This is a genomic window from Streptomyces sp. RLA012 (assembly GCF_056270325.1).
Genome location: NZ_JBWDPA010000002.1, coordinates 156,699 through 180,325 on the forward strand (window position 1 = coordinate 156,699; position 23,627 = coordinate 180,325).

Annotated in this window: 18 protein-coding genes and 3 pseudogenes; 14 read left to right on the forward strand and 7 right to left on the reverse strand. The window is 68.2% G+C overall.

Annotation, left to right across the window (positions count from 1 at the left end):
• Window positions 1-271: 271 nt before the first annotated feature.
• Complete coding sequence (locus tag RV986_RS00945) at window positions 272-1,105, reverse strand: alpha/beta fold hydrolase (protein WP_475915544.1); 834 nt, start codon at window positions 1,103-1,105, stop codon at window positions 272-274.
• A gap of 139 nt (window positions 1,106-1,244) precedes the next feature.
• On the opposite strand from RV986_RS00945, the gene RV986_RS00950 reads away from it, so the two are divergent.
• The 5 genes and pseudogenes from RV986_RS00950 to RV986_RS00970 all read left to right on the forward strand — a co-directional run bounded on the left by RV986_RS00950 (window position 1,245) and on the right by RV986_RS00970 (window position 6,126).
• On the forward strand, window positions 1,245-1,706 hold the full coding sequence (locus tag RV986_RS00950) for a MarR family winged helix-turn-helix transcriptional regulator (protein WP_475915545.1): 462 nt from the start codon (window positions 1,245-1,247) through the stop codon (window positions 1,704-1,706).
• A gap of 189 nt (window positions 1,707-1,895) precedes the next feature.
• Window positions 1,896-2,810 carry a helix-turn-helix transcriptional regulator gene (locus RV986_RS00955; RefSeq protein ID WP_475915546.1) on the forward strand — a complete coding sequence of 305 codons (915 nt, stop codon included), beginning with the start codon at window positions 1,896-1,898 and terminating at the stop codon, window positions 2,808-2,810.
• Window positions 2,782-3,864, forward strand: a pseudogene (locus RV986_RS00960) (coenzyme F420-0:L-glutamate ligase); the annotation flags it as partial. The gene RV986_RS00955 and the pseudogene RV986_RS00960, both read left to right, overlap by 29 nt.
• Window positions 3,865-4,075: 211 nt before the next feature.
• Entirely contained in the window at window positions 4,076-4,990 is a 915-nt protein-coding gene (locus RV986_RS00965) for an LLM class F420-dependent oxidoreductase (protein WP_475915547.1), read from the forward strand.
• 515 nt (window positions 4,991-5,505) lie between these two features.
• The gene (locus tag RV986_RS00970; protein ID WP_475924146.1) at window positions 5,506-6,126 is read left to right on the forward strand and encodes a TIGR03086 family metal-binding protein; all 621 of its coding nucleotides are present in this window, start codon (window positions 5,506-5,508) and stop codon (window positions 6,124-6,126) included.
• 521 nt (window positions 6,127-6,647) lie between these two features.
• On the opposite strand, the gene RV986_RS00975 is transcribed toward RV986_RS00970, so the two are convergent.
• Window positions 6,648-7,199 carry a hypothetical protein gene (locus tag RV986_RS00975; RefSeq protein WP_475915548.1) on the reverse strand — a complete coding sequence of 184 codons (552 nt, stop codon included), beginning with the start codon at window positions 7,197-7,199 and terminating at the stop codon, window positions 6,648-6,650.
• A gap of 239 nt (window positions 7,200-7,438) precedes the next feature.
• Here RV986_RS00975 and RV986_RS00980 point away from each other — a divergent pair.
• Window positions 7,439-8,628: pseudogene (locus RV986_RS00980) on the forward strand (IS110 family RNA-guided transposase).
• Between the two features lie 774 nt (window positions 8,629-9,402).
• Here RV986_RS00980 and RV986_RS00985 read toward each other — a convergent pair.
• The gene (locus RV986_RS00985; RefSeq protein ID WP_475915549.1) at window positions 9,403-10,290 is read right to left on the reverse strand and encodes an MBL fold metallo-hydrolase; all 888 of its coding nucleotides are present in this window, start codon (window positions 10,288-10,290) and stop codon (window positions 9,403-9,405) included.
• A gap of 494 nt (window positions 10,291-10,784) precedes the next feature.
• Here RV986_RS00985 and RV986_RS00990 point away from each other — a divergent pair, with 494 nt between their 5' ends.
• The 3 genes and pseudogenes from RV986_RS00990 to RV986_RS01000 form a co-directional block, all read left to right on the forward strand.
• Window positions 10,785-12,008 (forward strand): Cmx/CmrA family chloramphenicol efflux MFS transporter, encoded by a 1,224-nt coding sequence (locus tag RV986_RS00990; RefSeq protein WP_475915550.1) that lies wholly within the window; start codon window positions 10,785-10,787, stop codon window positions 12,006-12,008.
• Between the two features lie 955 nt (window positions 12,009-12,963).
• Window positions 12,964-13,830, forward strand: a complete 867-nt coding sequence (locus tag RV986_RS00995; protein ID WP_475915551.1) for an AraC family transcriptional regulator — start codon at window positions 12,964-12,966, stop codon at window positions 13,828-13,830.
• Between the two features lie 200 nt (window positions 13,831-14,030).
• A pseudogene (locus tag RV986_RS01000) lies at window positions 14,031-14,321 on the forward strand (transposase); the annotation flags it as partial.
• Here the strand turns inward: RV986_RS01000 and RV986_RS01005 are convergent.
• Window positions 14,206-14,829, reverse strand: a complete 624-nt coding sequence (locus tag RV986_RS01005; protein ID WP_475915552.1) for a TetR/AcrR family transcriptional regulator — start codon at window positions 14,827-14,829, stop codon at window positions 14,206-14,208. The pseudogene RV986_RS01000 and the gene RV986_RS01005 sit on opposite strands and share 116 nt — an antisense overlap.
• A 326-nt stretch (window positions 14,830-15,155) precedes the next feature.
• Between RV986_RS01005 and RV986_RS01010 the strand changes: the two genes are divergently transcribed.
• The 4 genes from RV986_RS01010 to RV986_RS01025 all read left to right on the forward strand — a co-directional run bounded on the left by RV986_RS01010 (window position 15,156) and on the right by RV986_RS01025 (window position 17,072).
• Window positions 15,156-15,653, forward strand: a complete 498-nt coding sequence (locus tag RV986_RS01010) for a flavodoxin family protein (RefSeq protein ID WP_475915553.1) — start codon at window positions 15,156-15,158, stop codon at window positions 15,651-15,653.
• Between the two features lie 119 nt (window positions 15,654-15,772).
• The gene (locus RV986_RS01015; RefSeq protein WP_475915554.1) at window positions 15,773-16,219 is read left to right on the forward strand and encodes a nitroreductase family deazaflavin-dependent oxidoreductase; all 447 of its coding nucleotides are present in this window, start codon (window positions 15,773-15,775) and stop codon (window positions 16,217-16,219) included.
• Window positions 16,220-16,449: 230 nt separating this feature from the next.
• Complete coding sequence (locus tag RV986_RS01020; RefSeq protein ID WP_475915555.1) at window positions 16,450-16,662, forward strand: hypothetical protein; 213 nt, start codon at window positions 16,450-16,452, stop codon at window positions 16,660-16,662.
• On the forward strand, window positions 16,659-17,072 hold the full coding sequence (locus tag RV986_RS01025) for an SRPBCC family protein (RefSeq protein WP_475915556.1): 414 nt from the start codon (window positions 16,659-16,661) through the stop codon (window positions 17,070-17,072). Before RV986_RS01020 ends, RV986_RS01025 begins: the two co-directional genes overlap by 4 nt.
• Window positions 17,073-17,129: 57 nt before the next feature.
• Here RV986_RS01025 and RV986_RS01030 read toward each other — a convergent pair whose 3' ends face one another.
• Window positions 17,130-17,549 (reverse strand): winged helix-turn-helix transcriptional regulator, encoded by a 420-nt coding sequence (locus RV986_RS01030; protein ID WP_475915557.1) that lies wholly within the window; start codon window positions 17,547-17,549, stop codon window positions 17,130-17,132.
• Window positions 17,550-17,937: 388 nt separating this feature from the next.
• On the opposite strand from RV986_RS01030, the gene RV986_RS01035 reads away from it, so the two are divergent.
• Window positions 17,938-20,844, forward strand: a complete 2,907-nt coding sequence (locus RV986_RS01035) for a SpoIIE family protein phosphatase (RefSeq protein WP_475915558.1) — start codon at window positions 17,938-17,940, stop codon at window positions 20,842-20,844.
• 423 nt (window positions 20,845-21,267) lie between these two features.
• Here RV986_RS01035 and RV986_RS01040 read toward each other — a convergent pair whose 3' ends face one another.
• Window positions 21,268-22,374 carry an alkene reductase gene (locus RV986_RS01040; protein ID WP_475915559.1) on the reverse strand — a complete coding sequence of 369 codons (1,107 nt, stop codon included), beginning with the start codon at window positions 22,372-22,374 and terminating at the stop codon, window positions 21,268-21,270.
• Between the two features lie 466 nt (window positions 22,375-22,840).
• The gene (locus RV986_RS01045; RefSeq protein ID WP_475915560.1) at window positions 22,841-23,416 is read right to left on the reverse strand and encodes a hypothetical protein; all 576 of its coding nucleotides are present in this window, start codon (window positions 23,414-23,416) and stop codon (window positions 22,841-22,843) included.
• Window positions 23,417-23,627 lie beyond the last annotated feature (211 nt).

Here is a 23,627-nt window from a genome sequence, read left to right on the forward strand (position 1 = left end):
TGTCGGGTGCGCGAGCGGCAACCGAGGCACTGCGCCTCGCCGACCTGCCGTGGTCGGACCCGTGACGTGATGTCGATGCGAACCAGCAATGCCGCCGGAGCACGCGGGGGCTCCGCCGGGGTGACTCCAACTGGCCCCGGTTCGGAGATGATTCGTGAAGACAAGGCGAGGTGAGGTGGACCCGGAGGGCAGTCCGGTCCGGGGCCGCCGGGGTGGTGGAAGTCTGCCTCACCCGGCCCTCCGGCAGGTTGTTGAGCCGAGCCGCTCGGTGTCATCCTGCGGCGTTGAGGATTTCCCGGATGCGTGTTGCGTAGGCCCGCGGGTGACTGGTGTTTCCGTTGTGTCCGCCGGGCAGCTGCTGCAGTTCTCGGTCGAGCAGTGTGGCCAGGGCGGTGGCGGACTGGTAGTCGAAGACGGTCCGCGGAGTGGTGCGCCCGGCGGCGGGCACGATGTGTGTGCTGACGCCCTTCAGTGCGGCGATGTCGAGAGTGTCGTGGATGACCGCGGTGAAGTCGTGCCGGATGAAGTAGTCGAAGTTGACCGTGCGCAGCGCGTTCATCGGCTGGGGCGTCAGATCGGGTTCGGTGTCCGTGGCTGCGGGGTCGATGCCCAGGGTCCTGGCGATCTCCGGGAGTGCGGAGGCGAGGCCCTCCCGGAGGTAGAGGTCCTGAAGCGCGGCGAGTTCGTGCTCGTGGCGGACGCGTTCGTTGTCGGGCAGCAGACGTGGGGCGACGGGCTCGTGGGCGATGAGGGTGCGGATCTGCTCGGGGTGCTGCAGGGCGGCGTGCATACCGATGACGGCTCCGAGACTGCAGCCGAGCATGAGGGCGGGGGTATCGGTGAGAGAGGCCAGCAGGCGGTGGACGTCGTCGCCATGCTCGGCCAGTGTCGCGCCTCGTTCGGGGGCGTCGAGTCGGCTGCGGGACAGTCCGCGGCGGTCGTAGGTGACCACGGTGTAGGAATCGGTGAGGTGGGCGACGAGGTCGGTGCTGCGGTCGGCGTCGCCCTCTCCGCTCTGCGAGATGAGCAGCAGCGGGCCGGTGCCGCGGACCTGGTAGTGCAGGACTGCGCCGGGAACGGTGAGCGTGCCGGTCGTCTTGGGCATGGTGGTCCCCCTTACGTGCGGCGGTCCTTCCGCCGCGTCGTTCGACCAACATAATCCATCGAACTAGATGTATCAATCTCGATGCATCTACTTCGCTGAATCCAGTTCGATGAATCCAGTTCGATGTATATTGGGTGGTGTGAACGGAGTCGAGCTGTTCCTGCTGGGACGCGCCCTGATGAAGATCGGCGAGGAGGCCCTGCCGGAGCCTCCGGGCGGCGCCGGCCGCTATGCCGGCAGTGCCCGGCTGGTGCTGATCGTGGCCAGTGACATCGCCGTCCATCCCGACACCGCCGTCGGTGAGATCGCCGCCCGCACCGGCCTTCCGCAGAGTCAGGTGTCCTCGGCCATCGCCCGGCTCAAGGAAGCCGGGTCGGTGCAGACGGCACCGGATCCCGTCGACCGGCGCCGCGTGCTGGTGCGTCAGGCCGCCGAGGTGTCCGAGCGCGTGGCGCAGGTCCGCGCCGTCGGTATCGAGGATGCTCTCGCCAGGGCACTCGGATCCGATGACCGGCACCGGCTGAGGGAGGTCTCCGAAGCGCTGAGTGTGCTCGCCCGGAACCTCCTGCCGCAATCAGGAGTCCCGGAGTCCCGTCCATAACCGGTGCCGCGAGTACGGCCGCGGCCACGGCGAAGGAGCCCATGCCCGCGAGCAGAACGGTGAAGGGGCGCGGTCGGCGTTGCGTCCTCCCGGCCCTTACGGACCCCCTTCGCGCGCCTTGCTGAACCTAGGTCCAGGCGGTCCACCTTCACGGCCCCGTCAGGACGCTGCGGTGCTAACACTGGATACATGAAACAGAACGGCGAACTGGGTGACTTCCTGCGCTCGCGACGGGCCCGTCTGCGCCCCGAGGACGCGGGGCTGAACTTCAGTGGCGGCGCGCGCCGGGTGCCGGGGTTGCGCCGCGAGGAGGTCGCACATCTGGCCGGGGTGAGTACGGACTACTACGCCCGCCTCGAACAGGGTCGGCACCCCCACGTCTCGGAGACGGTATTGGAGGCTGTGGCTCGCGCTCTGCGCCTGGACGACATCGAACGCGGCTACCTCTTCGAGCTCGCCCGGCCCAAGACACCCGGTCCGGGCCGGCGCCGTCCGGCCCGCGTGCCACGAGTGCGGCCGGCGGTCCACCGCATGCTGGACGTTCTGGACAACGTCTCTCCGGCCCTCGTCATCAACCACCGCACCGACATCCTGGCGGCCAACCATCTCGCCCAGGCGCTGATCACAAACTTCGACGCGCTGCCGTACCGCGAGCGCAACCTCGCCCGCTTCGTCCTGCTCCACCCCGCCGCGCGCGATCTGTACATGGACTGGGAGAAGGCCGCCGAGACGTTCGTCGCCAGCCTGCGCCTGGCGGCCGGCCGCCACCCCGACGACCCCCAGCTGAACGAGCTGGTCGGGGAGCTGTCCATCAAGGTGCCCGAGTTTCACACCTGGTGGGCCGACCATCGCGTGGACCAGTGTGCCCACGGCACCCAGCGCCTCCATCACCCCGTGGTCGGCGAGCTCACGCTTTCCTACGAGACGCTGGCCCTTCCCGCCGATCCCGACCAGACCGTCTGCCTCTACACCGCCGAACCCGGCTCCGCCTCCGCGGAGACGCTCCGGCTGCTCGCCAGCTGGAGCACCCCGGCGGGTAAAGAAGCATCCTCCCCTTCCGGGCACGGCACGGCGCATGAGCGCCTACCAGGTTTTCTGGGGTGACGGGCTGCCGGAAGTGGCGGCGGGCGACGACCTTGCCTCCTTGTTGCCGGCCACCGGGGTGAGTCCGGCCGACGGCGACGTGCTGCTGGTGACCTCGAAGGTGATCGGCGAGGCCGAGGGGCGCCTGATGCACGCCACCGACCGTGAAGCGGCCATCGACGCGGAAACCGTCCGGGTCGTCGCTCACCGGGGAGCAGCCCGGATCGTGGAGAACCGGCAGGAGCTGGTCATGACTGCCGCCGGGGTGGACGCCCCCAACACGTCGTCCGGGCCCTGGCGCAACGGACCGACCGATGTGGCCATCGGCGCGGCCGGCATCCAGGTGATCGAGGATCACGGAGGCCGCGTGGACGGACACGGCAACATGGCGGAGCTGACGGTGACCGCGACAGCCGACGAGCCGACCGCTGCCGCGGACCTGGCCAAGGGCAGGGCCACTGGCACTCCCGTCGCCGTGATCCGGGCTCCGGCCCATTTGGTCACCGACAGCGGCGGAGGAGGCACCCGTCCCCTCATCCGTTCGGCCGATGAGGACATGTTCCGCCCGGGTACCTCCGAGGCGGTCCGTGCGGCGGTGACCCTGCGGCGCACCGTGCGCGAGTTCAGCAACCAGCCGGTGGACACCGGAACCATCCGCGGAACTGTCGCCGCAGCCTCACCGCTCCCGCTCCCGCTCCCCACCACACCGCTCCCTGGCGCTTCGTCCTGGTGGAATCGCCACAGACACAAAGCCGGCTGCCTGATGCCATGCTCGCCTCCTGACAGCGCTGCCTTGCCGGCCTGGACAGCTGGGACGAGACCCGTGTCGCCCGACGCACCCGGCGCGGCGACGTACCGCGACATGCCCCGTATCTGGTCGTGCCCTGCCTTGGTCATGGACGGCTCGCGCGCCCACCCCGCTGCGCGCCGCGCAGCGGCCGAACGGGAGATGTTCGTGGTTGCCATCCGCGACACCGTCCGCGAGGCACTGGACCTACCGTCCGGATGGGACCCGATGGGAGCCGTAGCTGTCGGCCATCCCGCCACGCCCCCGCCGGCCCGCCCACCGCGTTCACCGCGTTCACCGCGTTCACCGCGTTCACCGCGTTCACCGCGTTCACCGCGTTCACCGGAGGGCATACCTCACTACCCGCCGCCGCTCCCCCGCCCCCAAGGCGGCGCACCAGCACCCTGTCCACGCCCACCCACGACCGGCACACGCGTTACTCGCACACGAATCGGACCGAAGCACGAGCAAAGCTGGTCCTCCCCGCAAGGAGCAGACGATGGACACCCCACACCCCACAGCGCCGAAGCACGCCGCAGGCCGCTACGGTATCTTCAGCCACGAGCTGCGCTCCGAAGACCCCACGCAGCAAGACCAGTTGCGAGACGCGGCGGCCGAACTGGAGGAACTCGGTTTCGGCGCAGTCTGGCTCGGTGGCAGCAGCAGTGTGCGCCACGCGGCGCATCTGACCGAGTCGACCGAGCGCATCCTGCTGGCCACCGGAATCCTCAACATCTGGTACGAGACCGCCCACACGGTAGCCCGGCAGTGGGCCGAGCTGGAGCGTGCCCACCCCGACCGGTTCCTCCTGGGCCTGGGCGCGAGCCACGCACAACTGGCCCGGAACTACCAGCGGCCTTACTCCACGATGGTGGAGTACCTCGATGTCCTCGACACCGCCACCCCGCCTGTCCCGGCACAGCGCCGGATCCTGGCGGCGCTCGGACCGAAGATGCTGTGCCTTGCCCGCGACCGGGCCGTCGGCGCCCACCCCTACCTGGTCACCCCTGAGTACATCGAGCAGGCCCGCAGCCTCCTGGGCGACGGACCGCTCCTGGCTCCCGAAGTCACCGTGGTCCTGGAGAGTGAGCCCGCCAGAGCACGCGAGATCGCACGTGGTTTCCTCGACTACTACCTCCAACTTCCCAACTACGCCGTCAACCTCGAACGCCTGGGCTTCACCGCCGACGACCGAACCGACGGCGGCAGCGACCGCCTGGTCGACGCACTCGCCGTCTGGGGCACCGACGACGCGATCCGCACCCGTCTGGCCGAGTTCCACACCGCCGGCGCCGACCACCTGGCCCTGCAGATCATCACCGGAGAAGAACGAGAGACTCCGCCGCGCGCCCAGTGGCGCCACCTTGCCGGCATCGTCGGCCTCACCGCAAAGAGCACACAGGCGCACACCTGACGATCACAGCTACGGCCACCTGTGTGTCGGCGCAAAGAAGAGTGAGGATCCACACGGCCACCCTATGGCCCAGACTTTTGCGTTAAGGGGTCGGGTGGACATATGCTTCATATAGTCCAGGCGGATGATTCACAGCGCAGATCGCGCGCCAGGCGACGCCTCGACTTGCCTGGTCACCCCATGTACGGGCTGACTTCTGTCAAGCACTCGTGCGGCCGACATGCTTTCGCCGACAGCGCCGAGTACGGACACACGACAACTGTCGTACTGATCGACGGCCCGGACACGACCGAGTACACCGATTGCCGGCGTGTGACGCTTCACGCTCGCAAGTGCCCACACCATCAGCATGACGACATGACGAACATGACGAACATGACGAACAAGGCGAACAAGGCGAACAAGGCGAACAAGGCGACCGGAGCCGGTTGCGCAGACCGTACCCCTGACCCAACCACACACGGCCGAACGACCGTTCACCCGACCTGAAACACGAGAGGAAAGGCCACCGCATGATGTCACCGACTAGGGCGGAACTGCTGGCACAGAGCATCGATCTGGTCTTGGACGCCGTCAACGGCGCGCCAGTGGACCAGTATCAGAATCCAACCCCGTGTTCGGATTTCACGGTGAGGGATCTCGTCAACCACATCGCCATGATGCTCCTCATGACAAGGGACTCGGGCACCCGGACGGCATCGGACCCCAGCCTGCTGACCGCCAACCCAGTGCCCTTCCTCGCCGGACGGCCGGAGTCCGACTGGGCTCAACTGCTGGCCGACGAAGCGGCGCCGACAGCAAAGGCCTGGTCCGACCCGGCGGCATGGGAAGGAGAGGCGAGCCTCGGCGGACCGCCCATGGCCGCCACCGCCCTCGGCAGGATCCTCATCGCCGAATTCACCATCCACGCATGGGACACGGCAGTAGCCACCGGTCAGCCCATCAATATCCCCACGTCCTTGGCCGAGGCCGCGTTCGACACATACACACGCGAGGCACCTCGCATGCGCGGCCTGGGCCTTCTCGCCGACGAGGTGCCGCAAGAGACCCACGCGCCCCTGTTCGACCGCGCACTGGCCCTGACCGGCAGGGACCCCCGATGGAGCCGACCCGCGCATGAGCGGCGTAAAGCCTGACGTTGACGGGGATTCTTGAAAACGGCTCGGGCCGCAGCCGCGTGAATGATCTTGTGGATGAGGTGGCGGACCGGACCATGTGCCGCCTGTGCACTGCTCGGTCAGGTCATACGGATGCCGGTGAATCTGCGCGTCCCAGCATGTCGGCGAGAGAGGTGCCTGTCCGGGCTGCCGCGATTCGACGTGCTCGCAACTGGGCTCGGGTACGTGGACGGAACTTGGGTTCCTTGCCGCAGCCGCAGAGTTCACGGCCCTCGTAACGCAGTCCGGCACCCAGCACCGCGGCCACGACGGTCCATGCCTTGGTGTCTCGGCGCCGTGGTGCCGCAAAGTCGTGGCCGGCACAGGCCATTGGCTCTGAGCATCGGGGGCATCGGTGCTCGCCGGGCCCGGGGTGCCGCTTGAACGCGACGCGGCAGGGCACGCACGCGTAATGCAGCTTGTAGGGCTTCCCGGCGTAGTAGCACACAAGGTGAACGTACCCGGCAGTGTGGCGCCTGACGAAACGGTTTTGGGCCAGGTCATGGCTGGGTGGCGAAGCCCCGCATCGGCTTCGGGGCATCCTGTTCAGCCCGGCGGATCCACTCCAGCAGGAGGTAGCCGCGCCGGTGACGGGCGAGATCGGCGAACGCTCGGGCGAGGTCGCGGGCCCGGGTGATGTCCGGGCAGGCGAGCCGGACCTGAAGGAGGCGCTGGTCCTGGCTCTCCGTCAGGGTCTGGCGGGGCCGCACGATCCAGGAGGTGATCTCGCGTGGGCCAGGGATGTCGGCTCGGACCGGCGCGGCGGTGCCCGCTCGCAGGGCGGCATGGTGCTTGCGGATGACCTGGCGGCTGCCCCGGTAGCCGCGCTCTTGGATCTCCAGGAACAGGCATGTGCCGCCGACTTGGCACTCTGCCCCGGTGAAGCGAGCGTTGAGGTACGCCTTGAACGGTTCCGGCACCCCGTTGGTGCGGCGGCAGCGGGCGGAGACGAGCAGCTGGTCGAGTGCGGTGTCGCGAAAGCGGCGCACGGTCTTGCGGTCGAGGTTCAGTCGCCGGGCGATCGCGCTGATCGTCGAGCCCTTCTTCACCAAGCGGTCCTACCTTGTTCGTGGGTTGGACGGGCCGTCGTAAGGTCCAGAGACCCAGAGACACCAGGTATGGCTTCCAAGCGGTTGCCCTCGATGGTTCCATCCACCTGGCCGCCCGGTGTCTCACGACGACTCGGCCGCTGATTAGGAGCTGCGAACGCCTTCGAGCGGATCGCTGAGTAGGACCACGCCGGCGAGGTCGTCCGGGAGAACAGAGCGTCATCGAACGACCGGAGGAACAGGTGGCCCAGATCTGGGCGGGTACGGACATCGGCAAGACCCATCACCACTGCGTGGTCCTCAACGTGGAGGGCGCACGGTTGCTGTCGCGACGGGTCTTGAACGACGAGCCGGAGCTGCTGGCCCTGCTCGCCGATGTGCTGGCCCTCGACGAGGACGTGGTCTGGGCGGTCGACGTCGCCGACGGCATGGCCGCACTGTGGATCAGCCTCTTGCTCAACCACGGCCAGCACCTCGTCTACATACCCGGCCTGGCGGTTAACCGGGCTTCGGCCGCTACCGGGGCATAGGCAAGACCGACGCGAAGGACGCCACCGTCATCGCCGACCAGGCCCGGATGCGCCGAGACCTGACCGTCCTGAAGCCGGACGACGAGCACGCCATCGAACTGCGGATCCTCACCAGCCGTCGGGCCGACCTGAACGCCGACCGCACCCGCCGGATCAACCGCCTGCGCGGCCAACTCACCAGCATCTTCCCGGCCTTGGAGCGAGTCCTCGACCTGGGCAACGCCGGGCCGCTGATTCTGCTGACCGGCTATCAGACGCCGGCCGCTCTGCGTCGAACCGGCCGCAGGCGCCTGGAGACCTGGCTGCGGAACCGTAACACCCGCAGTCCCGAAGCCCTGGCCGAGGTCGCCCTGGAAGCGGCTGAGCGCCAGCACACCGCCGTCCCCGGGGAGAAGATCACGGCGCAGGTGATCCATACCCTGGCCAAGGAGGTGATGAGCCTCAACGAGCAGATCACCGAGATCGACAAGCTCATTGCGGCCCGGTTTCGCGACCACGAACTCGCCGAAGTAATCTCCAGCATGCCCGGCATCGGCCCACTGTTGGGCGCAGAGTTCCTCGCCGCCACCGCCGGCGACATGAGCCGCTACGGCACCGCTGACCGCCTGGCCAGCCTTGCCGGAGTTGCCCCGGTCCCCCGGGACTCGGGCAACATCAGTGGCAACCTGCACAGGCCCAGGCGCTATCACCGCGGGCTGCAACGCGTCTTCTACACCTCCGCGCTGATCAGCATCCGCAGCTGCGACCAGTCGCGTCGTTTCTACGAACGCAAGCGCGCCGAAGGCAAGCGGCACATCCAGGCCGTCCTCGCCCTGGCCCGACGACGCGTGAACGTCCTGTGGGCTCTCATCCGTGACGGACAGTGCTACCAAAGCAACCTCCCCGTCACTGCTGCGGCTTGACAACATCATTAGGAGGTGGATGTCCTCGTAGCGGTGACGGGTCCACTCGATGATCTGGGTGCGGGGCAGTTCCGGCATCGGCAGTTCGGGCCTCGGCGTCGACCAGGACAGTGCCGTAAGTGCAGCCCCTATGGAAGGTGAACTCGTCCATCCGCGGGGCCCGGTCCGGCACAGGCGGTGCCGTCAGCAGCCCGGGCAGCCGGGTCCGGCCCGCGGCCAGCCGTAACCTCCGGCACAGCCGCGCGGCCGGACGGCTGCCCAGCTCCACCGCGACCGACTGCAGCCACCCCGCGTCAGCCCCATGCTCGACCGGCGGTGCCGCTCGGTCAGCCCGCCGGCCTGCTCCACGAACGTCCTACGAGAACAGCTTCTCCGGCCGCAGAAGAACCGCCGTACCCGGAGCAGGATCACGACCCGTCGGCCGCCCAACGGCCGTTCGTCCAGCGTCCGTTGACACGAGCTGTACGCCCGCGCGGACCGCTTCCGACCATCCGGGCACCGACCCGGCCGGCCGCCCGACGGACACCGCCTCCACCACCATGACGTCCGCGGAGGCGCTCACGCGCTCCACTCGCACCGCGAGTGGGAACGTTCAGTGAGCGCCGGGCCCCGGGTGAGCCGGAGCCGCCCACGCGATCAGTGTCCGGGCCGCCACGGCCCTGGTGCTGGTCGGCTGTCGGGCGGCCTCTCCCTTGTGGCGGCCTGTCCGCAGGTCAGTGCGGGTTCGCCTGGGGAATCAATGGGACGACCGGCCCAATGCCGAACAGCCGGCCTTCAGTCGATGAAGACGCTCCATGCGACGGCGTTGAGGTTGTCGGCGAGGAAGATGTCGGTCCCCCCGAGGCGCTTCTCCCAGGACGGCATCAGCTCTGCCGCGCGAGCGACGACCGCGTCCATCCAGACCTTGAGCTCACCCTGCCGATTGCTCGCCGGCACCTTGGCAGCGGCCGCGGCCTCCTTCAGATCCACCGTCCGCAGCGCCTCGACAGCAGAGGTCCGCAGGTCGCGAATGTACTCACGATTCGTCTGTACGTCCTCGGGAGTGCCGTACAGGGACATGTGACCGGTCGCGATGGTCTCGAAGTCGTACTCCAGCAACTGGTCCATGGCCTCGAAGTACGCGGGTACGTGAGCGGAGAAGACAAGGCGGAAGAACGGCGCGTTCTTGACTGTGAAGCTGTCCATCGCCGCCATGGCCTGCTGTTCCGGGAGGTGGATGAACAGATTGCCCGCCTGATGCCAGTCCCCCGTGTAATCGAGGACGAACCTCACTCCGTCGATGTCCAGCTCCTTGCGCCTCCCGCTGAAGGTCTCGGTGGGCAGGGGCCGCCTGTCGTCATGCGCCTCCTTGATGAACTCGCCGGTGAGCTCGTGGGAGATGATCTTCAGGCCGTCCCGGTTCAGCAGGTGAGCTGCCCCGATGTGGTCGGAGTGCGCGTGGCTGTAGATGAGGTGGGTGAGCGGCTTCGGAGTGACCTCCTCGATGGCCGCCAGCAGTTTGTCACCCAGGACCGGAGGGGCGTCCACGAGGACAACGCCCTTCTTGGTCAGCAGGAACACGGTGTTGATCATCCCCTGGGTGACGCCGTGGACACCGCCGCCCAGGTCGGTGACGACATAACCGGACTCAGGGATTTCCGGGCCCTGAGCGAAATCAGGCATAGGCGCGAATTCAGTCATTGGTGATCTCCTTTTTGTGGCCCGTCCGGCAGACGGGTGACGGTGTGGAAGTGGCGCCAGGTGATCGAGAGCCCGTTCGGGCCGTGGACCTCGGGCCCAGAGACAGCGGGACTTACCCCTGCCGGCTATTCGCCGAGGCATTGCCTGACAGGGCGGACAATCTGGTCGCCGACGGATGCGTGACCGGGCAGGAAATCACCCGATTCGCCGTTTTGATCCATGCAATCAGTGTTACCGCCGTAGTGCCCTGACGGGGCGGCGAAGGTGGACCGCCTGGACCTAGGTTCAGCAAGACGCGCGAAGGAGGTCTGTAACGGCCGGGAGGGCGCGAGGCTGGATGTGAACCGGGATGGCAGCGCCGCCTCACCCGCGCTGTACGGCGTGAAGCGGAGCCCTCAGCTGCGTGCAGTGACCGCAGGGAGCGGAGCGGAAGCCGCCTGGTTCGTCCTTCTACCACCTTACGGAGCAGCTGGATCATGCCGTTCGTCATCTATGTCCTGGGGCTGGGCATCTTCGCTCAGGGCACCTCGGAGTTCATGCTCTCCGGGGTGCTGCCCTCCGTCGCCCACGATCTCGACGTCCCTCTCTCCTCCGCCGGGCTGCTGGTGTCCGCCTTCGCCGTCGGCATGTTCACCGGAGCACCCCTGCTGGGCCCGGCCACCCTGAAGATGCCGCGCCGTGCCGCGCTGATCGGCTTCCAGCTCATCTTCATCGCCGCCCATGTCGCCGCCGCGCTCGTCCCGGACTTCGCGTTCCTGCTGGTCATGCGGGTGGTGTCGGCCATGGCGTACGCCGGGTTCTGGGCTGTGGCCTCGGTCGCGGCCATCTCACTCGTGGACGCCGCCAAGCGCGGCCGGGCCATATCGGTGGTCGTCTCGGGGCTGAGCGTAGCCACCATCATCGGCGTCCCGGCCGGCACTCTGCTGGCCCAGCACGCCGGATGGCAGGCTGCCTTCTGGGCCGTGGCCACGATCACCGCGCTCTCCGCGGTCGTACTGCTGGTCGTCCTGCCCGGCGGCCGTGACACCACGGCGGCACAGCCGCGCCTGGGCACGGAACTGCGCTCGCTGAGGGTGCCGCGGCTGTGGGTCGCCTACGCCACCACCGCACTGTCCGTAGCCGCCAACTTCGCGATCTTCGCCTACCTCGGCGCCCTCCTGGAGGACGTCACCGGCATCAGCAACGGCCTGATACCCCTCGTGCTGGGACTCTACGGAGTCGGCGCGCTGGCCGGCCTGACCATCGGAGGACGCAACGCCGACCGCGCCCCCTTCACCGTCCTGCTCGCGGGCATGGGTTCCTTCGCCGTGGTCGCGGCCGTACTCGCCGTCACCGCGGACAGCGCATGGGCGGCGATCCCGCTCGTGGTACTGCTGGGCGCGGCCGAATTCTCCGTCACCCCAGCGGTCAACGCCCGGGTGTTCTCCATCCTGGGCGAGACCAGAACGCTGGGCGGCGCGGTGAACATCGCCGCCTTCAACATCGGCATCGCCGCTGCCCCCGTAGTCTCCGGTCTCGTCATCGACACCTGGCTCGGACTGGCGGGCACCGCCTGGATCGGCGCAGCCTTCGCAGTAACCGCCATGGGCAGCACTCTGCTGGACCGCCACCTCACCCGACGCCACCAGACCCTCGCACCGGCAGCCGGACTGCTCACCGCCACCCCCGACCCGCAGCAGACCACTGCCGCCGCCCACTGACACCCCACACCCCACACGGCATGTGTCTGCCCCTACGCTGATGACGCCCGCACCCGAAGAGGTGGCGTCGTCGCGCGGCAGGGGGCTGGGGATCATTCCGGGATTCTGTTGGCCTACTACTAGTCTCCTGAGTCAGGAATCCTGTTCAGATGGCTGGCGAGGCGTTCGAGGAACGCCTTGGCGTATCGCGTATCTGCTGGTCGGTCAGTTCGGCGAGCCATCGCCCGACGAGGTTCAGCCAGGACGAGCCGGTCGGTAAGAAGTGCAGGTGGAACCGGGGGTGGGCCGGAAGGTACCTGTTTGTCGAGCTTGGTCAGGAACTTCTTGAACTCCTCGGCCCGATGCCTGCGGTGCACAGAGCCGGTCACTTTGCCGGTCGCGGTCTCAAGGGCTGCGAACAACATGGTGGTGCCGGCACGCACATGGCCGTGAGTCGCTCGGGAGCCGGTGAGAGGCCCGTCTCTTTCGCCATCGGCCGCGTCGGCCAGTGCGTTGCATTCTTCGGAGTGGGTTCCAGCGTTTTGGTGACCACCGCGGCGACCTGTTCGTCCGTCACTGTCCTGGGGCCACCGGAACATGGCACGTCACCCGGACCGGCGATCCGGTACTGCACGAACCGAACCCGCCAACGGCCCACCACATGCGGCGTGGAACGACCCCGCACCCACCCCTCAAGTACGGCCCGTTCCTCGTCCGACAGCGTCAACTCGGCCTTCGGCCGCCCCGTCCGTACCAAACAGCAGGCCTGTACATCCGAACAGAATTCCTGACTCGGAAGACTGGGCCGTGCTTGAGATGTGATCGCAGCGTCCAGTGTCACCCGCAGTGGTTCATGCAAGTGTGATGTGCGCGGATCGTGGCCGCTTGTCGTACCCGACTGGATCGGGCACAGGATGTCGGGTCCGGCAGGGTGGATCCTTCCTAACGTGAGTGATCGAAAGGGAAGGAGGCCGGGGTGCTGGAGCGACTGAACCAGGCCATGGAGCACATCGAGTGCCACCTTGACCGGCGGATCGAGGTGGCCGACCTGGCGCGGATCGTGGTGACTTCGGACTACCACTTCCGGCGGCTGTTCTCCGCGCTGGCGGGAATTCCGCTGTCGGAGTACATCCGGCGCAGGCGGCTCACGGTCGCTGGTGCTGAGGTGCTGGCCGGGGACCGGACACTGTTGGAGATCGCGGTGCGTTACGGCTACACGTCGGGGGATGCGTTCGCGCGTGCGTTCCGCGTCATGCACGGCGTCGGCCCCGGCGAGGCCAGACGGTCCGGTGCGAGTCTGCAGTCCCAGCCACGGTTGTCCTTCCGCCTCACCGTCGAAGGGAGAAGCAGTATGCGATACCGGGTCGTGGAGAAGGACGAGTTCCGTGTGGTCGGCAGGAAGGCGCACGTCCCCCTCGTGCACGAAGGGGTGAACTCTGCCATCGCCGACTTCATCCGGGGCATCGGCCGGGAGACGCTGCAGCGCATTCAGAGTCTGTCTGATCAGGAGCCACAGGGGATCGTAGGGGTGAGTGTGAACCTCGACCCCAGTCGGGCGGAGGGAACCGAACTCGACTACCACCACGGGGTGGTGACCCGTGCCGCCGTGCCCGAGGACATGGATGCGCTCACCGTGCCGGCCGGGACGTGGGCCGTCTTCGAGAACTCTGGGCCGTTTCCGCAGGCGCTGCAGTACCTCTGGCGGGACGTGTTCACGCAGTGGTTCCCGTCCAATCCATACCGGAGCCGGCCGGGACCCGAGATCCTGCGGACCCGGCTGTCGCAGGATGCCACGCAGGCGGATGCGGAACTGTGGATCCCCGTGGAGCGGACTGCGCTCTGAACGACAGCGGGCGGCGGCCCCGGGTCGCCGCCCGCTGAAGGCGTCGATCAAAGCCGTGAAACGAACTCGGTGTGGCCCGCGGAGATCTGACGGATGATCAATGGGCGCCGCTGTAGCCGCTGTTGTCGCCGACAGCGCGGATGGGCCGACCGCCAAGGGATCGGCGGCAGGTCTTCGACGGGATCTGATGGCGTGCGCGAACCGGCTTTCCATGGCGGGATGTGCCCGAGCGGTACGGGCCCTGGCAGACGGCGTACACGATGTTCCGGGGCTGGCACATCGATGGCACGTGGGCTGCGGTCCTGAAGAACCTCCAGGCCAAAGCCGATGTGTACGCGGACGGAGGCAGCGGCCGGCCGGGCGCTTCGACGGGGGTCAGACCTCCACACGGGGCGGGTCCGCCCTCGGCATCAGGGCCACGGCGGATCGCGCCACCTGCTCAAGCGTCGCCGCGTCGACATCGGCCTTGGCAATGGAATCGATGCCCCTGATGACGCTCAGCAGCAGATACCCCAACGCCGAGGAGTCGACGTGGTCGGCCACCTCCCCCGCGTCCCGGGCGTCGCGGATCGCGGCCGCGAGGACGCCGGCGAGATCGTCGAACGCGCGGCGGGCCGTCCGCGCCACCTCCTCGTCCTCCCCGGCGCGGTCCGCGGTGACCTTGCTGAGGAAGCATCCGCGGTGGGGCGACTCACCGGCGAAGGCGCTGGCGAGGGAGACGAGGTAGCGCTCGAGTCGCGCCACCGGCGAGGGGAGCACCGCCTCCGGGCCGCCCTGCAGCTGCTCGCGGGCCTGGGCGACGAGGTCCTGGCAGTAGTCGGAGAAGACACGCACGTACAGGTCGTGCTTGTTGCCGAACGCCTTGTAGATGCTGCCCTTGCCCAGCCCGGTCGCTTCCATGAGGTCATAGGTGGACGTGCCGACAAATCCGGTCATCCAGAACCGGTCGCGTACGACATTCAGCACAACGGCCTCGTCGAAGCCTCGCTTCCTTCCCATGTCCCCAGGGTACGCCGTTGTGGTCCGCCTGGACCACAACGGAAGCGCAGGCCCCGCCCTTACCGGAATGCGGTCACCCACCCCCACGCCGAACGCCGGGACGGCACGGTCAGACGTCACGCAGCAACCGCAGCAACCGCAGCAGCGACCGGTCCCGCCGAGGCCCGCACACACGGCCGCTCCCGCCGCAGCGTGCCCAACGCCACACCCAAGAACTCCACCGGGCACCTAAGCTCCTTTCTATGTTTAGACACCAATGGAGGTGTGGTCTACTTTAGAGACCACGCTCGGAAACCTGCTTCATTCGACTTGCCAAGGAGCCCCAGATGTTCCAGGTCGTTGTCACCCAGCCGCGCGTGGTTGTTGCCTTCCACTCCGGATACGGACACTCCGCCGTCCTCGCCGAGGCGGTCCAACGCGGTGCCGAGAAGGCCGGCGCCGACCTGACGCTCATCGCGGTGGACGCCATCACCGACGAGCAGTGGCACCAGCTGGACACGGCTGACGCGGTGGTCTTCGGGTCGCCGACGTACATGGGCGGCGTATCCGCGGGTTTCCACGCGTTCGCCGAGGCCAGTAGCGGCAGGTACCTCAACGGCACCTGGGCGGACAAGATCGCCGCCGGCTTCACCAACTCCGCCTCCAAGAGCGGGGACAAGCTCAACACCCTGAACTTCCTGACCGCCCAGACCCCCCAGGACGGTGTCATCAAGACGGTGCACGAAGCCGACATCGCCACCGCCGAACACCTCGGGACGCGGGTCGCCGCACAGGCCATGGCCCTCCCCGCCGGCCGGGCCGCCCTGGCCGAAGTCACTGCCTGACCCGTCCGGCACCCCAATTCCCGGTGCCTCCAGGGGCCTTCTGGTGAAGAGCCCTCTCTTACCGGGACCGCGAGAATCCTCACGGTCCGTCCCATGAAGAACGACCAGGAGCACGATCAATGCCTCTGCACGGTGAGTACAAGCCCAGCGCCACCTCGTGGGTGCGCGACCAGGTCGCGCAGTACGAGGCCACCGACGGCGCGGAAGGCGGGACCTTCCTGGACCTGCCGGTCATCATCCTGACCACCAAGGGCGTGAAGTCCGGAAAGATCCGCAAGATGCCCCTGATGCGGGTCGAGCACAACGGCTCCTACGCCGTGGCCGCCTCCAACGGAGGCGCCGACACACACCCTTCCTGGTACCAGAACGTGGTCGCCCATCCCCTTGTCGAGGTGCAGGACCGTGCGGTCAAGCAGGACATGATCGCCCGCGAGCTCCACGGCGAGGAGAAGACCGAATGGTGGAAGCGCGCGGACGCCGCCTACCCGCCGTTCGTCGACTACCGGGCCGGGACCGATCGCGACATCCCCCTCTTCGTCCTCGAACCGGTTGCCGACGAGCACTGACCGGCCGCTCTCACCCGGGTGGGGCGTTCCGGACGGCACCGCTCCCCTGGCACCTCGCCGACGGGTCGGCGACACGACGGTGTCACCCCCGCCGGCTCCGGACCACGTCGACCCCGAGCGGCCCCGGCCGCAGGTCGACGACCTGGCCCACACCGTCAAGACGGGCTTCGCCCCGCGCGAACGCCCGACCGTTTACCCCGAGTACATCCGCCGGGACGAATCGCAGCCGGGTGACAGCCGTGTTCCACCACCTGCCCTCAGCCCTGCTGACAGTCCCTCAGGTCAAGGGCATCGAGCCCGATGTCACGGCCCTCGACGACAGCCACGCCGACACCGGCACCGGCACCGTGCAGGCACCGACCGTCCGCGGCTTCGCCATCCGCCCGGCCCCCGAAGCACCCCGGACGGCTCACCCAACCGTCGACTGGAGAACGAGCACATGACGACCTTCAGCAAGAAGCAGCACTACGCAGCACCCGCATCCACGGTGTGGGATCTCATCGGGGACTTCTACTCCGTGGAAGCCTGGATGCCCGGCGTCGCCGGCACCGTTCCGGACACCGACCGGCGGACCCGCACACTCACCATGCACGACGGCGGACGGCTCGTCGAGCGACTGCTCAACGAGGGGAAGTGGTTCCACCACTACCGCTTCGATGACCCCGGCCCGATTCCGGTGGCCGACTTCACCGCCCGGATCGCCGTCGTCGAGGACGGACCGGACCGGTCGACGATCGAGTGGACGGCATCCTTCGAGCCTGTCCCCGGCGTCCCCGCCGACGAGGCCGCGGGCGCAGTGGGCGGCTTCTACCAGGCATGCCTGGACCGCATCACCACCTTGCTCGGCACCTGACCATACGGCGGAACGGCCCGCGCGGACCGGTCCCGGTCACTCACCGCCCGAGTCGGCTCACGTCCCCTGGTCGGAGGTGTGGCGCCGGTCGTAGGCGACGCGGGCCGCATGCACGCGCGCGGCCCGCTTCTCGGTCCAGGAACACAGGGCCCGGGTCTCCTCGGCGATCTCACTGCCGAGGTCGGTCAGCCCGTACAGCACCAAAGGCGGCGAAACCTCGGGGTCGACGCTGCGCAGGACCAGGCCGTCGCGTTCCAGCGTCCGCAGGGTCTGCGACAGCATCTTGCGGCTGATCCCGCCCAGGGACCGCTGCAGTTCCGAGTACCGCTGGGCACCTCGCTCACGCAGGCTCGCCAGCATCAGCAGAGCCCATTTGTCGGCCAGGTCCACAAAGACATCACGACTGGGGCAGGCCGCATCGAGGATGTCCATAGGCCGATCCGGGTCGATGGTCACCGACCGCTCCTGCTCTACCATGACCATATTCTATACCAGGAAACCAAGAGGCCCCATAAACTCTTTTGGAGTCATAGTCTCCAGCGAAAGAGCCTTACGGAGTGGGAACTCGCGGCCCTCGACCCCGCGGTGGAAGGCGACCCAGATGGCGACCTTCCCGCTCGGAGCCCATGCCGCCACGGGCGGCGCAGGCCAATTCGCCGGCCGAGGGCCGTGAGACCGCCACCGTCGAAATGCGATCGGCCGAGCGCTTTCACCTCCACCTGCGTCACGCTCGCCGAGCCGGTCGTTCCGACGTCGGAGCAGACCACCCATCCACGAAGGTCAGAATCCCCGCTATTTCACCCATTCGGATATGTTTGCCTGTAACTTTCCTTGCCGGAATGCACCGGAATGCAGGTGGGAGACGATGTCAGGCAAGAACAGGCGCGCCCAGCACCCGCAGGCGGTGGACGACACCCCCTGCGGCGCCCCGTCAAAGGCGCTTCGCCGGCCTTTGCCGCCCGCGCACAGTGCTGATCTGAACGCTTACGACACGCTACGGCTCGGACTGAACCACGCGGTGGCAGTGACTCAGGCCGTGGGCGGCATGGTGCACCTCGGACCCCTTGGGAGCAGCGGCCTGTACTTGGCGGTGGAGAGCAACTTCGAGGAGTCGGCAACGCGGCGCTGGGAAGAGGTCGAGCGCCGCTCGCCGGAGGCTCCCGCCTACGCGGTGCGCACGAACGCCCCGGCATGGACGGCGCCGACGAGCCCCGAATTCGCCGCGTCCCTGCCCGGCGTGCCTGCAGGAGCCGCACTGCTCTCGGTTCCGGTACCGGCCTCGGACGAGCCCCTAGGCGCGCTGTCCGTCTTCACCCGTATGCCGGAGGAGCCGGCCCTGCACCAGCAACTGGCGGCCGTGGCAGGCTGGATCGCCGACTGTCTGCGCGACAGTCCGGGACCTCCTCAACCCGAGGATGGGGGCCGCCCGGCTGACTGCGACACCGCGGAACTCCCCGTCGGATTCTGGGGCTGGGATTTCGGTGCCGGCACGGTGATCTGGGACGATGCCGCGCTCGGCATCCTGGGGATCGACGCGAAGGTGTTCGACGGGCGGATCCGTACCTGGCGGCGGCTGGTCCACCCGCAGGATCTGCCGCAGGTGCTGGCCCGGGCCGACGAGGCCCTCCGCGCCCGCACGCCGTACCAGACGGAATTTCGGGTCCGCCGGCCGGATGCCGGCATGCGCCGGTTGGAGGTACGGGGCCAGACGTCGAGTGCCGACGGCGGCTCCGGCCCTCGCCTGGCCGGGATCGTACGTGACATCACCTCGGACCACCTGGCCAAGGAATCGGCGCAGCGGGCCCAGTGGCTCGTGCACGACGGATTCCTGGCCGTCGACCGCACCTGGCGGATCATCTTTGCCGATCCGGACGCCGAGCGCCTTCTCGACCCGTCGGGGCAGTTGCTCGGGCAAGTGCTGTGGGATGCGGTTCCGGCGCTGCGCTCGCTCGGCATGGAGGAAGCCGGCCGGCGGGCAACGGCCGAGGGCAGACCGACCGAGCTGGACATACGCTCGGACACCGGCCGGTGGCTGCATGTGCGACTGGCCCCGTTGCCGGACGGCCTGGGCCTGTGCATCACCGACATCAGCGGCACCCGGTGCCGACAGGCCGAGGAGGCCGCCACCGAGGGCGCTGCCGTCGGGCGCACCATGCGAATCGTGGAGCTGACCCGAGCCCTTGCCGGTGCGGTCACCGGACATGACGTGGCCGATGTCATGTCCGCCCACATGGTGCCCCTGTTCGGCGCCAAAGGCGTCGGCGTCTGGGCTCACGAATACGGCCGAGCGTTTCTGATGGGCAGTGCCGGCCAGTCCGAGGAGAGCCTCCGCCGGTTCGAAGGCGCCCGCATCGCAGAGCTCCCGGCGTCTGCCCAAACCTTCATCGAGGGCACTTTGGACTTCATCTCCTCCGCGGAGGAGTTCATCAGCCGCTACCCGGCGCTTGCCGACCTGCCCGCTGCGAGCGGGGCCCAGGCGTGGGCGATCCTGCCGCTGATCGCCTCCGGGCGCGCCGTGGGCGCTTCCTGTGTCATCTATGACCGTCCGCACGCCTTCAGCAACGAGGAACGCACCCTGTTCACTGCTATGAGCGGCATGGTGGCCCAGGCCTTGGAGCGCGCCCGGCTGTACGACGCCGAGCACCGCCGGGCCCAGGAATTCCAGCGCGGTCTGCTCCCGCGGCGTCTGCCCGCCCTGCCCGCTGTGACCACCGCCGCCCGTTACCAGCCCACCGGCGACGGCACGGACATCGGCGGCGACTGGTACGACGTCATCCCGCTGTCGGCCGAGCAGGTTGCCCTGGTCATCGGAGACGTCATGGGTCACGGCCTGTCCGAGGCCGTCACCATGGGCCGCCTGCGCACGGCGGTCCGTACCCTCGCCGATCTCGAACAGCCCCTGGACGAGTGCTTCTTCCACCTCAACGAAGTCGTCAGCGGTTTCGGGGACGACTTCTACGCCACCAGTCTGTGCATCGTCTACGACCCGGCCAGCCGAATGTGTGAAGCCATCACCGCCGGTCATCCTCCGCCCGTCATCCTCCGGCCCGACGGAACCAGCTACTTCCCCGACCTGCCCGTCAACCCCCCGCTCGGTGCCGCCACCCCGCCCTTCGACAGCGCCGAGTTCAGCCTGCCCGACGGCGCAGTCCTCGCGCTCTACACCGACGGTCTCGTCGAATCCGACGGACTGGACATCGACGAAGGCATGAGCCGCCTCGCGCGCCACGTTCGCCCCGCCCACCCTCAGGTGACAGAGACCCTCGACGACCTGTGCGACCGCCTGATCACCACCCTGCTGCCCGACCAGCGCAGCCGCGATGACAGCGCACTGCTCGTCGCCCGCACCCACGCGCTGGCTCCCGAGGACATCTCCTGCCTGCGGCTGCACGACGACCCCACGGCCGCCCGCCAGGCCCGCGCGCATGTCCGAGCCCAGCTCGCCGCCTGGAACCTGGACGAGCTGATCATGACCACCGAACTCGTCGCCAGCGAGCTCGTCGGCAATGTCGTCCGCCACGCAAGAGGACCGATCACCCTGCGGCTGCTGCGCGGCCGAACCCTCACCTGCGAAGTCGCGGACGCCAGCCCCGCGATGCCCAGAATCCGTCGAGCGGCCGACACCGACGAGAACGGCCGCGGACTCCAGCTGATCGCCGCTGTGACCAGCCGATGGGGCGCCCGCTACACAGGGTCCGGCAAATGCATCTGGACCGAGCAACCCCTGCCCACCGACCCGCTTGGTGAACGAGTCTCGTACGAGTCCGTATGAGGCGGGTTCCCGGTCCCGGTGCAAGACGTCGACCGGCCTGCGCGCCCGCCGGACGTGCCGCTCCCGGCAACCCGCGCATTGTCCTGTGCTCCCTCACTGAACGAATGCCCGGCGCGAGTGCTTGCGTGGGCCGGCCGGTAGGGCGCGGTGGACAGCGGCGCTGACGCTGTTGGGTGGTGCGGCGGGCCGGCAGCCGGGCCGGTCGTTGCTGCGGCGCGGGGTCGGTGGTCTCTCGGGGTCGATGGAAGAGCTCCCGCCATCGGTCAGGCGCGAAGCGTGCGGCATTCCCCTTCAGAGCGAGCCAGGAGGGCCGGCGGGGATGTGGCCACCGAGGTGTGGCTCTCCGTCGCCTTGTCGATCAGGTCGATTCGCCCGCTCGCTGCCGAGACCGTCCGGCCCGGCATGTGACCACCTGTCCTGCCTTCACCCTTCCAGCAGTGGGTAATCGGTGTAGCCGGCGGCATCCGGACCATAGAAGAGGTTCGCCTTCGGTTCGGCGAGCGGTGCGTGGGAGGCGAACCGGGCCGGCAGATCCGGGTTGGCTATGAACGGCTGCCCGTAGGCGACCAGATCTGCCAGGTCGTCGGCCAGGATCGTGTTCCCCCGGTGCTGGTCGAACCCGACGTTCGCGATGACGGTGCCTTGATAGATCTTCCGGAAGTGCCGGAACATGCCGTCGCCGGCCAACTCCTCCAACGGCCCGCCGGTGGGGTCGGCCATCATCCCCATGAGCAGGAGATGTGACAGTTCATAGTCGTTGAGCCGTCCGAGCACGTACTCGCTGTCATCCAGCGCCTCGGGCCCGGAGACGAATTCTCCCCTCTCGGACCAGGCAGGTCCGGCTTTCACACCAACCCGCCGCAGGTCGACGAACTCGCCGACGGCTTCGATGACCTCGAAGAGGAAGCGGGCGCGGTTCTCGATCGAGCCGCCGTAGCGGTCCGTGCGCCGATTGGTACGGGGATTGAGGAACTGACTGATCAGGTAGTTGAAGCCTGCCTGCAGCTGCACACCGTCGAATCCTGCCGCCATGGCGTTGCGAGCCGCCGTCGCATAGTCGGCGACCGTCTGCCGGACGTCGTGCGCCGACATCGCCCGCGGCTCCACGGTGGGCTTGCGGCCCGTCGACGTCGGGGACGGCAGCCCCGGGTCGACGGCCGAGGGCGCAAGGGGCGGGCGACCGTCGAAGAAGTCGGGGTGCGAAGCGGACCCGGTGTGCCACAGCTGAGCGAAGATGACACCGCCTGCACGATGGACTGCGTCCGTCACCTGCTTCCAGTGGGCGACCTGTTCGCCGGTGAACAGCCCCGGGACGTCATGCCATCCGACCGCGTCGCGGCTGATCCACACGCCCTCGGAGACGATCAGTCCGGCTGATGCCCGCTGAACGTAGTACTCGGCGTGAAGATCGGTGGGCAGCAGATCCCGGTTGCGTGCACGACTCCGCGTCAACGGGGCCATGACCACACGGTTCGCCAGAGGGACGTCACGCATCTGGTAGGGCAGAAGCAAAGGCTGTATCGAACTCATGTTTGACTCCCGGCGCGGGACGAGGATCGGCGACCTTGGGAGGCGGTCCGTGGCGTCCCGCACGACACCGAACCTTTAACGCACATAAATGAGCTTTAGATTGACGGTAGCACCCGCAACGTCCTAACGCAAACTTCTGTGCTTCAAGGTGCCCACCGGGCGGGGTAATCAACGGGGACCGCCACTCGGGGCAAGCCACGTGGCATGGTCCGCCGCAGACGCGTATACGCCGGCTCGGGACATGAGATCTCGCGGCAGCCCACTCGGATGCGGCAGCCACAAAAAGGCGTCGTGAGCCGTCGCCCTGGGGCGGGGCCCCGGGGTCAGCGGGGCCTGGCCGAGGGCAACGCCGTTCTTCCCGTCGGGCGCTGCCCGGCCTCCCCCGCCGGAGAGCACGCACGTGCCGGGGTGGCGATGGACGGCTGCCCTTGGGCGACGCCGGCGCGGGGGTGCACTCGGGCCGTGGTCAGGCAACAGAGATCTCGGTGAGATCGATGGTGACGAGGACCGGCTCGGGCAGGACCCGCGCATCCTCCCGAATGGGCAGGACGTACCGGTGAGTCGGGAAGGTCAGTCCCGATGCTGTTGTGTGTTTCTCGCACAGATGTGCAGCCGGCGCGCCGCCGAGCACCTCCGCAGCGTAGTCATGGCGTCGCAGCAGTCCCGCAGCGTTGTAGTAGAAGATCTGCTCGCTGGCGTGTGTTGCGAGAGCATCAGGGAAGGTCGCCCGCAGCCGTCGCCAGTTCTCGCCGGCTTCCTGCCAGGGCTCCAGTTCCTCCACCACGACGCCGGGGCGCGTCAGCAGATAGGGGGCCGTGAGGTAGTTCCACATGGCGTAGCCCGCGAAGTACAGCACATGGAGCTCGTCCCAGGGAGTGTCCGGGCCGTAGCCGGCGAAGGCTTCGCGTGGGGAGGTCCGCTCGGCCACGACCTCGCCCTCCCGCCCCTCGATAGCGACTCGGCCGGGCGTGAACACGCCGCGCAGTCCCGGGCCGGTGAAGCCCTCGAAGACCACGCGCTGCTGCTGCACGTCAACGGTCATGTCCGCCGTGGCGAGGATTCCCTGCCGGCCGTGGAGGGTCCACAGGAGTCCGCCCAAGGCCCCCGTGGCATGGATGGTTCTTGCTTCTTGCCACCGCCGGAGGCCGCCATGGGCCTCAAGAACAAGATCCAATAGGTTCGTCATGGGTAGGTCTCCATGGTGAGTGACGCTGTCTGCGTGTCGATGCTCCTGCGGCGTTCGCCTGTGGCGC

What these genes read in the sequence shown, in the direction of transcription:
- RV986_RS01015 (WP_475915554.1), top strand. Translation starts at nt 15,773, where the DNA reads ATGCCTCTGCACGGTGAGTACAAGCCCAGCGCCACCTCGTGGGTGCGC.
- RV986_RS00985 (WP_475915549.1), bottom strand. Translation starts at nt 10,290, where the DNA reads ATGCCTGATTTCGCTCAGGGCCCGGAAATCCCTGAGTCCGGTTATGTC.
- RV986_RS01025 (WP_475915556.1), top strand. Translation starts at nt 16,659, where the DNA reads ATGACGACCTTCAGCAAGAAGCAGCACTACGCAGCACCCGCATCCACG.
- RV986_RS00955 (WP_475915546.1), top strand. Translation starts at nt 1,896, where the DNA reads ATGAAACAGAACGGCGAACTGGGTGACTTCCTGCGCTCGCGACGGGCC.
- RV986_RS01035 (WP_475915558.1), top strand. Translation starts at nt 17,938, where the DNA reads ATGTCAGGCAAGAACAGGCGCGCCCAGCACCCGCAGGCGGTGGACGAC.
- RV986_RS01040 (WP_475915559.1), bottom strand. Translation starts at nt 22,374, where the DNA reads ATGAGTTCGATACAGCCTTTGCTTCTGCCCTACCAGATGCGTGACGTC.
- RV986_RS01045 (WP_475915560.1), bottom strand. Translation starts at nt 23,416, where the DNA reads ATGACCGTTGACGTGCAGCAGCAGCGCGTGGTCTTCGAGGGCTTCACC.
- RV986_RS00965 (WP_475915547.1), top strand. Translation starts at nt 4,076, where the DNA reads ATGGACACCCCACACCCCACAGCGCCGAAGCACGCCGCAGGCCGCTAC.
- RV986_RS01030 (WP_475915557.1), bottom strand. Translation starts at nt 17,549, where the DNA reads ATGGTAGAGCAGGAGCGGTCGGTGACCATCGACCCGGATCGGCCTATG.
- RV986_RS00990 (WP_475915550.1), top strand. Translation starts at nt 10,785, where the DNA reads ATGCCGTTCGTCATCTATGTCCTGGGGCTGGGCATCTTCGCTCAGGGC.
- RV986_RS01010 (WP_475915553.1), top strand. Translation starts at nt 15,156, where the DNA reads ATGTTCCAGGTCGTTGTCACCCAGCCGCGCGTGGTTGTTGCCTTCCAC.
- RV986_RS00970 (WP_475924146.1), top strand. Translation starts at nt 5,506, where the DNA reads ATGTCACCGACTAGGGCGGAACTGCTGGCACAGAGCATCGATCTGGTC.
- RV986_RS00945 (WP_475915544.1), bottom strand. Translation starts at nt 1,105, where the DNA reads ATGCCCAAGACGACCGGCACGCTCACCGTTCCCGGCGCAGTCCTGCAC.
- RV986_RS01005 (WP_475915552.1), bottom strand. Translation starts at nt 14,829, where the DNA reads ATGGGAAGGAAGCGAGGCTTCGACGAGGCCGTTGTGCTGAATGTCGTA.